An 818-nucleotide genomic window follows, 5' to 3' on the forward strand; every position below is an offset into this window, starting at 1 on the left:
CGCTGCCTGAGCTTCCTGCCTCGATCCCATCATCGAAGTCACTCCCGTCCAATTCCGGAAAGTGAATCAGCCCAACGCAAACGCATCAACAGACTTTTTCAACAGCATCTGCGCATTGCTGCCGCTTGCGGTGATTGCGTCCCTCGCTGACGCAGCAACTATCCCTGACCCGAAAGCCGCCGATCGCTTGAGGTGCCGCGAACGACGGCTAGTAGCCTATTTCGTTGAAAAACTATGGTTGTCGGACGGGCTGATCGCTGATTCAATTCTTTCACCAAGGTGGGAGGTGTCGGCGATGATGGGACCGAGGCAGGAGGCGCAGAGCGCGCTTTTCTACGACTTCTCGCTGGAAGATCATGTGCCCCAGGACCATCTGCTGCGTTCCATTGATCGCTTTGTCGATCTGACCAGCATCCTCTTGCACCTTGCGCCTTTCTACAGCCATACGGGGCGCCCTTCGATCGATCCTGAACTGCTGATCAGGATGCTGATCGTAGGTTACTGCTTCGGTATCCGTTCGGAACGGCGGCTTTGTGAAGAGGTGCATCTCAACCTGGCGTACAAGTGGTTCTGTCGGCTCGACCTGACTGATCCCGTCCCAGATCATTCCAGCTTCTCGAAGAACCGTCACGGCCGGTTCCGCGAAAGTGGGCTCTTGCGCCACCTGTTCGAGACCCTCGTCGCGCGATGCATCGACGAAGGTTTGGTGAGTGGGCAACGTCTGGCGGTCGATGCGAGCCTGATTGAAGCCGATGCCAACAAGCAGAACTCGACACCGAAGGCCGATTGGGACGTCCAAAGCATCGATCCTGCCGATG

At 57.0% G+C, this 818-nt stretch carries 1 protein-coding gene; it reads left to right on the forward strand.

Going from position 1 to position 818, the window contains the following annotated elements:
- Positions 1-295 precede the first annotated feature (295 nt).
- On the forward strand, positions 296-818 hold a 523-nt coding region (locus tag AX756_RS24135; RefSeq protein ID WP_197431136.1), incomplete at its 3' end, for a transposase.

The organism is Aliiruegeria sabulilitoris (assembly GCF_001558155.1).
GTDB classification, from domain to species: domain Bacteria; phylum Pseudomonadota; class Alphaproteobacteria; order Rhodobacterales; family Rhodobacteraceae; genus Tropicimonas; species Tropicimonas sabulilitoris.